Below are 8,759 nucleotides of genomic sequence, written 5' to 3' on the forward strand. Positions count from 1 at the left end.
GACGCGGTCCGGCTCGCCGCGCGCGGACACGAGGTCACCGTGCTCGATCCGGCCGGCGCGATGCTCCGGGACGCCAAGGAACACGCCGAGGCGCTCGACGTGGGCGACCGGCTGCACGTGGTGCAGGCCACCGCCGAGGACGCCCCGGAACTCTTCGCCGCCGACTCGTTCGACGTCGTGCTGTGCCACAACCTGTTGCAGTACGTGGAAGACCGCCGCGCGGTGCTGCGGGCGGTGCTGGCGCCGCTGCGGCCCGACGGGCTGCTCTCGGTGCTGGCGCCGAACGCCGACTCCGACGCGCTGCGCACCGCGATCCGGGGCCTCGACCCGCGCCGCGCGCTCCGCGAGCTGGACTCCGACACCTCCTACGTCGACCTGCTCGACATGGTGCTGCCGGCGTGCACGGCCGGGGAGACCATCGGCCAGCTGGCCGAGCTGGGCATCGGTCTGATCACCCGGTACGGGGTGCGCTGCGTGTGTGACTACATCGCCGACGACGAGATCAAGCAGGACCCGCGGTTCTTCGCCGAGCTGGAGCGGCTGGAGCTGGCGCTGTCCGACCGGATGCCGTACCTGCTGACCGCGCGGTTCTTCCACCTCATCGCGCGCCGCTGAGCCGGCCTGCGGGACCATTGCCGCCGTGCGAGCGGTGGTGGCCCGGGTGACCGAGGCGAGCGTTCTGGTCGACGGACACGTGGTCGGCGCGATCGACGAGCCGGGGCTGTTGGTACTGCTGGGAGTTAGCGGCTCCGACGACGCCACCGCGGCCGCCACGATGGCCCGCAAGCTGCACGAGCTGCGCGTGCTGCGGGACGAGGAGTCCTGTGCCACAACGGGTGCGCCGCTGTTGGTGGTGAGCCAGTTCACGCTCTACGGCGACACCCGCAAGGGGCGGCGGCCGTCCTGGACCGCGGCCGCCCGGCCGGAGGTGGCGGAGCCGCTGCTCGCGGCGGTGGTGGCCGAGTTGCGGCAACGCGGAGCGCGCGTGGAAACCGGGCGGTTCGGGGCGACGATGGCGGTGCGCAGCGTCAACGACGGGCCTTTCACCGTGCTCGTCGAAGTGTGAGCTGGCGCACACTTCCAGTCGCGGTTGGACGTTCTGCCGATCTCAGGAAAACCTCAGCCAGATTTGGGCAACCGCCCCCAGGAATGCGACGTCATCCGGTGTGGAGGTCGGGAACGAATCACGTCCCGTACACGTTCTGGAGGGTGTGTGCCACTGGTGCGCACCAGCCCGCTGACAAAGGGGGAGGGAGATGACGGTCCCACAGCAACGCGAGCCGGAGTTCGGCGATGCCGACCTGGACGCTCAGGGTCCGGCCGCCGATCTGGTTCGGGTCTATCTCAATGGTATAGGTCGCACGGCGCTGCTGACCGCCCAGGAGGAGGTCGAGCTCGCCAAGCGGATCGAGGCGGGGGTGTTCGCGCAGCACATGCTCGAGACGGCGGACCGGCTTCAGACCATCCGGCGCAACGAGCTGAAAGCCCTGGTAGTGGACGGGGTGCGGGCAAAGAACCATCTGCTCGAAGCGAACCTGCGGTTGGTCGTTTCGCTCGCGAAGCGCTACACCGGGCGTGGAATGCCGCTGCTGGACCTGATCCAGGAGGGCAACCTGGGGTTGATCCGCGCTGTAGAGAAATTCGACTACACCAAGGGTTTCAAGTTCTCCACGTACGCCACGTGGTGGATCCGCCAGGCGATCACCCGGGGCATGGCCGACCAGGGCCGCACCATCCGGCTGCCGGTTCACCTCGTGGAGCAGGTCAACAAGCTGGCCCGGATCAAGCGCGACATGCACCAGCAGATGGGGCGCGAGGCCACCACCGAGGAACTGGCCAACGAAGCCGGCCTGACCCCGGAGAAGGTGGCCGACCTGCTGGACCACGCCCGCGACCCGGTGAGCCTCGACATGCCCGTGGGCGCCGAAGAGGACGCCCCGCTCGGTGACTTCATCGAGGACGGCGAGGCCGCCGACGCCGAGTCCGCCGTGATCTCCGGGCTGCTGCAGGACGACCTGCGGCGGGTGCTGGCCACCCTGGAGGACCGCGAGCAGTCCGTGATCCGGTTGCGCTACGGCCTGGACGACGGCCAGCCGCGCACCCTCGACCAGATCGGCAAGCGCTTCGGGCTGTCCCGGGAACGGGTCCGCCAGATCGAGCGTGAGGTCATGGCGAAGCTTCGTCAGGGCGAGCGGGCAGAACGTCTGCGGGCATACGCAAGCTGATCAGGCTAACGAGCAACGTTTGTTGCCGTCACCGCGTCTTTACTGTTGCAGGCATTGACTTGTGACCGATGTCACGGCAGCGTCAACGCCACGCAGACTACGCGACGCGGGCGGCGTTTGACGCAACGTGGTCGCTTACCACGGGAGGTCGGGACGGCCGGGGGCCGTCTCGGCCTCTCGGCTTTCCTACCCCTCAACACTTTCCGCCCCCCGCGAGTCCCCACTTCCAGCCCGGCGAGTTGCCGGTTGGGGGCCTGGTTTGGGGGCAGCTTTCTTCCGGAACGCCCCACAGCCGTGCACCGGGGCCGCTGTCCCGCACTGCCGTTGTCGGTCGCCGGGGATCATCTGGAAGTGTGCAGCTCAACGGCATGATCCGGGGCGGTGAATCCACCGCCTGGTGAGCCTGCCGGTTCAGCCGAGTAGCGTTTTGCCGGAGTTGAGGACTGTGCAAGGAGCCTGCTAGGTGACCTCGTTCGAGTATGTCGACGTACTGCCGCTTGGGCCGGACACTCAGACGGACTACCGGCTGGTCACCCCGGACGGGGTGCGGACCGTGGCGGCGGCTGGGCGGACCTTCCTCGAGGTGGAGCCGGCCGCGCTGACCCGGTTGGCGAAAGAGGCGATCGCGGACATTCAGCATCTCCTGCGACCGTCGCACCTGTCCCAGCTACGCGCCATCGTCGACGACCCGGAGGCGAGCCCGAACGACCGGTTCGTGGCAACCGACCTGCTGCGCAACGCCTGCATCTCCGCCGGCGGTGTGCTGCCGATGTGCCAGGACACCGGCACCGCGATCGTCATCGGGAAGCGCACCGAAGGCGTCCTGACCGGCGGGCAGGACGAGCGGGCCCTCTCGCAGGGGGTGTACCAGGCGTACCAGGAGTTGAACCTGCGGTACTCCCAGCTCGCGCCGACGAGTTTCTGGGACGAGCGCAACACGGGCACCAACCTGCCGGCCCAGCTGGAACTGTATGCCGCGCCGGGCACCGAACCCCGGTACGACTTCCTGTTCCTGGCCAAGGGGGGCGGCAGCGCCAACAAGACCTTCCTCTACCAGGAGACCAAGGCACTGCTGAACCCGACGCGGCTGGCGCGGTTCCTGGACGAGAAGCTGCGCTCGCTCGGCACGGCGGCCTGCCCTCCGTACCACCTCGCCATCGTGGTCGGGGGCATGTCGGCCGAGTACACGCTCAAGGTGGCCAAGCTGGCATCGGCCCGCTACCTGGACACGCTGCCGCGGGAAGGGTCCGCCGCCGGGCACGCCTTCCGGGACGTCGACCTTGAGCAGCAGGTGCTCGACATGACCCGGCAGTTCGGGATCGGGGCGCAGTTCGGCGGCAAGTACTTCTGCCACGACGTGCGGGTGATCCGGCTCCCCCGGCACGGCGCGTCGTGTCCGGTGGGCATCGCCGTGTCCTGCTCGGCGGACCGGCAGGCCAAGGCCAAGATCACCGCGGACGGTGTGTTCCTGGAGCAGCTCGAGCGGGACCCGGCGCGGTTCCTCCCGGACGTGGCCGGCGACGAACTGTCCGACGAGGTGGTGCGCATCGACCTGACCCGGCCGATGTCCGAGATCCGCGCGGCGCTCGCCGCGCTGCCGGTGCGGACCCGGCTCTCACTCACCGGGCCGTTGGTCGTCGCCCGGGACATCGCGCACGCCAAGATCAAGGAACGGCTCGACGCGGGCGAGGGGATGCCGGACTACCTCCGCGACCACCCCGTCTACTACGCCGGGCCGGCCAAGACCCCGGACGGCTACGCCTCCGGGTCGTTCGGGCCCACCACGGCCGGCCGGATGGACTCCTACGTCGAACAGTTCCAGGCGGCCGGCGGCTCACTGGTCATGCTCGCCAAGGGCAACCGGTCGCGGCAGGTGACCGACGCCTGCCAGACGCACGGCGGGTTCTACCTCGGCTCGATCGGCGGCCCGGCCGCCCGGCTGGCCCAGGACTGCATCCGCAAGGTCGACGTCCTCGAGTACCCCGAACTGGGCATGGAAGCCGTGTGGCGGATCGAGGTCGAGGACTTCCCGGCCTTCGTCGTGGTCGACGACAAGGGCAACGACTTCTTCGCCGGCACCTCCGCGCCCACCCTGCAGATCAGCTTCCGCCGCTAGTAGGTCTGCTTCTCGGTGACGATCACCGTTCGGTTGCCCACCGGGGCCTTGAGCTGGACGGTGACCGGCACCGGAGTGAGGACCTGGGCACACACCTTGTCCGGCGACCCGCCCTGGGGGGCCGCCATCGGGGAGAGCACGATCCGGATCACCTGGTCGGTCTCCTCGGTCACCGTGCCCTGCACGCCCGAGCAGGAGTCCCTGGCCATCCCCCAGACCGTCACCGACATGCCGTCCGGGGCGACCACCACTTCCTGCTTCTCGTAGTAGGGCGGCAGGCCGCCGGTGTCCACCTGGCCCTTGGGCAACTGGGTGCCTCCTTGCGGCAGGGACGGGACGGTGGGCGCCGGCGCCGGCACCGCGCTGGCCACCGGCGACCCGGGGAGGGCCGTCGCGGACATCCCCGTGGAGGACGTGGCCGTTCCCGGCGAGCCCGCCCGGTCCGACTGCCCACAGGCGGTGACGGCGAGCAGGACCGCCGCCGAGCCGATGACATGAAGTGCCCTCATGGTTCCTGGACGGTACTCGCACCGTGACCGGTTGCACGCCTAGAGTTGATCTATGTATGTGGTGGAGCTGAGCTTCGACGACAACCCCGACCGGCTCGCGCACCGGCCGGCACACCGGGAGAAGCTGCGGGAGCAGCGCGAACAGGGCGTGGTCGTGATGGCCGGCCCCTGGGGCGACGACACCGGCGCCCTGCTGATCGTCGACATCGACGACGCCGAGGAGCTGGAGCGGCTGCTCGAGGACGACCCCTACTACCGGGCGCCCGGGGTCACCATCGTCAGCAAGCGGCAGTGGGCGCCGGTCATCCGGTGACCGGCAGCAGCACCCGGAACGTGGCGCCGGTGCCGGCCCGGGTGTGCAGGTCGATCCGGCCGCCGTGCGCCTCCACGATCGCCGCCGTGATGGCCAGGCCCAGGCCGGTGCCGCCGCTGCGCCGCGACCGCGCGGCGTCGACCCGGTAGAACCGGTCGAACACCAGCGGCGCCGCCTCGTCCGGGATGCCCGGACCCCGGTCGCGCACCTCCAGCACGGCCACCTCGGCCTGCCCGTCCAGCACCGCGCCGGCCGAGGCCACCGGACGCGACCGGCCGGCCGGCTCGCTGGTGACCGTGACCGTGACCGGCGTGCCCGGCGGGGTGTGCGTCACCGCGTTGGTGACCAGGTTCATGGTCACCTGCCGCAGCCGGTGCTCGTCGCCGGTGACCAGCACCGGCCCGTCCGGGGTCTTCAGCCGCACCGGCCGGTCCGGGTCCCGCGCCCCCACGTCGTGCACCGCGTCCGCGGCCAGCACCACCAGGTCCACCTCGTCCAGGTCGAGCGCGCGCTGCTCGTCGAGCCGGGCCAGCAGCAGCAGGTCGTCGACCAGCAGGCCCATGCGCAGCGCCTCCTCCTCGATCCGGCCCATCAGGCGGTCCACGTCCTCGGGTTGCGCCGCTCCACCCCGCCGGTACAGCTCGGCGAAGCCGCGGATCGAGGTGAGCGGCGTGCGCAGCTCGTGGGAGGCGTCCGCGACGAACCGGCGCAGCCGCGCCTCGGACCGCTCGCGCTGCCGCATCGCCGTGCTCACCCGGCCGATCATGGTGTTCAGGGCGCGGCCGAGCCGGCCGGTCTCGGTCCGCGAGTCCGCCTCCGGCACCCGGCGGTCCAGGTCACCGTGGGCGATGGCCGCGGCGGTCTGCTCGATCCTGGTCAACGGCCGCAGCCCGACCCGGACCACGGAGAACGCCACCGAGCCGAGGATCACCAGCAACAGCGAACCGACCGCGAACTCGATCGCGACCAGCTGCCGGGTGGTGGACTCCACGGTGCCCAGCGACATCGCCACCGCCGCGGCCCCGCCCTCGACCGGGGCCACCCGCACCCGCCAGGACGCCCCACCGGCCCGGTCCGAGACGGTGAACGGCGCCCGGCTCTGGGTGTCCACCGTGGTCGCGTCGATGGTCGGCAGCTGCGGGCCGCCCTTCTCGTCGTCCTGCTCGCCGACCGTGCGGACCGGCGCCCCGGTCGGGGAGAACACGGCGACCCGGAACTCGGTCGGCAGGTTGTCCCGGGGCGGTGACCCGGGCGGCGGCTGCAGCCGGCGGAACATGCCCGGCCGGCTGGCCAGCTCGGCAAGCTGCTGGTCCACCCGTTCGATCTGGGACTTGCGGATCAGCAGCACGCTGGCCACGCCGAACACCCCGAGCGCCACGGTGGCCAGCACGAGCAGCGCGGCCACCAGCCGGGCCCGCAGCGTCCACCGGCGATCCTCAGGAGTCGTCACGCGGCGCCCGCAACGAGTAGCCGACCCCGCGCACGGTGTGGATCAGCGGCCGCCGCCCGGTGTCGATCTTGCGGCGCAGGTAGCTGATGTAGGACTCCACGATCCGGCCGTCACCGCTGAAGTCGTACTGCCACACGCGGTCCAGGATCTGCGCCTTGCTGACCACCTTCTCCGCGTTGACCATCAGGTAGCGCAGCAGGTTGAACTCGGTGGGCGAGAGCGCGACCGGCCGCCCGGCCCGGGTGACCTGGTGCGCGTCCTCGTCCAGCATCAGATCGGCGTAGCTGAGCAGCCCGGCGGCGTCCGGGCGGGGCGAGCGGGTCCGGCGCAGGATCGCCCGCAGCCGCAGCACCAGCTCCTCCAGGCTGAACGGCTTGGTCACGTAGTCGTCGCCGCCCGCGGTCAGCCCGGCGATCCGGTCGGCCACCCCGTCCCGCGCGGTCAGGAACAACACCGGCAACGCCTCGTCGGTCCCGCGCAGCTTCCTGGCCACCTCGAAGCCGTCGATGTCGGGCAGCATCACGTCGAGCACCACGATGTCCGGCCGGTGTTCGCGGGCAGCCGCCACCGCCGCCGCTCCGCTGTCCGCCGAGACGACGCCGAAACCGCTCAGGCGCAGGGCGGCCGACAACAGCTCCAGGATGTTGGGCTCGTCATCGACCACCAGGACCATCGCCCGGTCCACCGTGTCCACAGTGGCAGGATGACCCGGCAAGCTGTGAGTTCCCTGGGAGCAGCCTGGGAGCTATCCCTGGGTGACACCGAGCAGTTGGTAGGCCGGGAACTTGGCGGTCACCAGCCGGCCCTCCGGACGCCCGCGCACCCGCCGCCACAGCCACGGCCCGGCGGAGTGCACGAACCAGCGCAGCTGCTCCCGCACGCGGTCCTCGGTGGCCAGGTCGATCACCGGGCGGTCCACCACCACCGCGGAGCGCTCGCCGGTGAGCAGGTCGAGGAACTCGTCGGCGACCAGTTGGTGACCGTAGGGCCCGGGGTGCAGCCGGTCGTCGCTCCAGCCGGCGACGTCGCGCGCCGCGCGCACCGCCAGGTCCGCGCACACCGCGCCGTACCGGACCGAGGTGTGCCGGATGTGATCGTTGAACCGGTCGAGCCGCTCGGCGAACCGGCGGCGCACCACGCCGGGGAGCGGCACCACCGAGCCGGGGTTGGGCAGGGTCGCGGTGAGCACCACCGCGCCGGTGCCGGCCATCCGGTCGACCAGGTGGTCGAACTGCGCACACACCACGGTCAGGTTCGGCGCCGGCCGGATCAGGTCGTTCATCCCGACGATCACGCTGGCCAGGTCCGGAGCCAGGGCCACGGCGGGGTCCAGCTGGGTGGCGAGCACGTCGGCGGTGAGCCGGCCGCGCACGGCGAGGTTGGCGTAGCGCAGCCGGCCCTGCCGGCGGGCGATCTCCTCGGCGAACCGGTCGGCCCAGCCCCGGGGCTGCCCGGTGACGTCGAAGTCGCCGATGCCCTCGGTGAGGCTGTCTCCCAGCGCGACGAACTGCGTCCACCTGCTGTTCATCTTCTTCACGGTACCGATAGCGTCCGTCGGATGGCCGAGCTGATCTTCGACGAGTCGAGCCGCACCTGGCTGATCGGCGGCGCCGCCACGAGCTATGTGGTGCGGCTGGCGGAGGACACGCCACGGCACGTGCACTGGGGCGCGCCGGTGGACGCGGCGACCGCGCGGGCGCTGCCCGCGGGTGCGCCCGAGTTGCCGGAGCTGCAGGTTCGGGGCGGGGTGGAGTGGGAGTATCGGGGCCACACGATGGGCGAGGGGCGGCTGGGCATCGTGCTGCGGGACCGGGCCGGTCCCCTCGAGATCACGCTGCACTACCGGGTGGTCGAGGACAGCGACGTGATCGAGCGGTGGATCACGTTGCGGCACACCGGAACCGAGGCGGTCACGCTGCTGCGGGCGGACTCGGCCGGTTTCGCGCTGCCGGCCAGGGCGGGTTACCGGCTCAGCCACGTGGTGGGCGCGTGGGCCGGGGAGTTCCAGTTGCGGCGCAGTGGGCTGCCGGTGGGCGAGACGGTGATCACCAGCCGGCGCGGCGGCAACATTCCGGAGACCAACCCCTGGGTGATGCTGGACGCGGGGGACGCCACCGAGGACCACGGCGAGGTGTGGAGCGCGGCG

The 8,759-nt window shown here is 71.3% G+C and carries 10 protein-coding genes; 6 read left to right on the forward strand and 4 right to left on the reverse strand.

The window, feature by feature from the left end:
* From VFO68_RS01645 to VFO68_RS01660, 4 genes are all read left to right on the forward strand, one after another.
* The coding region (locus tag VFO68_RS01645; RefSeq protein ID WP_325156314.1) for a methyltransferase domain-containing protein at positions 1-615 on the forward strand (615 nt) is incomplete at its 5' end.
* A gap of 25 nt (positions 616-640) precedes the next feature.
* A complete protein-coding gene (dtd, locus tag VFO68_RS01650) occupies positions 641-1,066 on the forward strand; it encodes a D-aminoacyl-tRNA deacylase (RefSeq protein ID WP_325156315.1) in 426 nt (141 codons plus the stop codon).
* A 190-nt stretch (positions 1,067-1,256) separates the two neighbouring features.
* Complete coding sequence (locus VFO68_RS01655) at positions 1,257-2,225, forward strand: sigma-70 family RNA polymerase sigma factor (protein WP_325156316.1); 969 nt, start codon at positions 1,257-1,259, stop codon at positions 2,223-2,225.
* Between the two features lie 463 nt (positions 2,226-2,688).
* Positions 2,689-4,341: a fumarate hydratase gene (locus VFO68_RS01660; RefSeq protein WP_325156317.1), complete on the forward strand. Its 1,653-nt coding sequence runs from the start codon at positions 2,689-2,691 to the stop codon at positions 4,339-4,341.
* Here the strand turns inward: VFO68_RS01660 and VFO68_RS01665 are convergent.
* Positions 4,338-4,850: a hypothetical protein gene (locus VFO68_RS01665; protein ID WP_325156318.1), complete on the reverse strand. Its 513-nt coding sequence runs from the start codon at positions 4,848-4,850 to the stop codon at positions 4,338-4,340. The two genes, VFO68_RS01660 and VFO68_RS01665, sit on opposite strands and share 4 nt — an antisense overlap.
* Positions 4,851-4,902: 52 nt before the next feature.
* On the opposite strand from VFO68_RS01665, the gene VFO68_RS01670 reads away from it, so the two are divergent.
* Positions 4,903-5,163 carry a YciI family protein gene (locus VFO68_RS01670; protein ID WP_325156319.1) on the forward strand — a complete coding sequence of 87 codons (261 nt, stop codon included), beginning with the start codon at positions 4,903-4,905 and terminating at the stop codon, positions 5,161-5,163.
* Here the strand turns inward: VFO68_RS01670 and VFO68_RS01675 are convergent.
* The 3 genes from VFO68_RS01675 to VFO68_RS01685 form a co-directional block, all read right to left on the reverse strand.
* Positions 5,153-6,613, reverse strand: coding sequence for a HAMP domain-containing sensor histidine kinase (locus tag VFO68_RS01675; protein ID WP_325156320.1), 1,461 nt, complete (start codon positions 6,611-6,613; stop codon positions 5,153-5,155). The two genes, VFO68_RS01670 and VFO68_RS01675, sit on opposite strands and share 11 nt — an antisense overlap.
* Entirely contained in the window at positions 6,600-7,286 is a 687-nt protein-coding gene (locus VFO68_RS01680) for a response regulator transcription factor (protein WP_325156323.1), read from the reverse strand. Before VFO68_RS01680 ends, VFO68_RS01675 begins: the two co-directional genes overlap by 14 nt.
* Positions 7,287-7,358: 72 nt before the next feature.
* Positions 7,359-8,141: an SGNH/GDSL hydrolase family protein gene (locus VFO68_RS01685; RefSeq protein WP_325156321.1), complete on the reverse strand. Its 783-nt coding sequence runs from the start codon at positions 8,139-8,141 to the stop codon at positions 7,359-7,361.
* A gap of 30 nt (positions 8,142-8,171) precedes the next feature.
* On the opposite strand from VFO68_RS01685, the gene VFO68_RS01690 reads away from it, so the two are divergent.
* On the forward strand, positions 8,172-8,759 hold a 588-nt coding region (locus VFO68_RS01690), incomplete at its 3' end, for a glycoside hydrolase family 36 N-terminal domain-containing protein (protein ID WP_325156322.1).

The organism is Actinophytocola sp., from assembly GCF_035712165.1.
In the GTDB taxonomy this organism is placed as follows: domain Bacteria; phylum Actinomycetota; class Actinomycetes; order Mycobacteriales; family Pseudonocardiaceae; genus DASYTH01.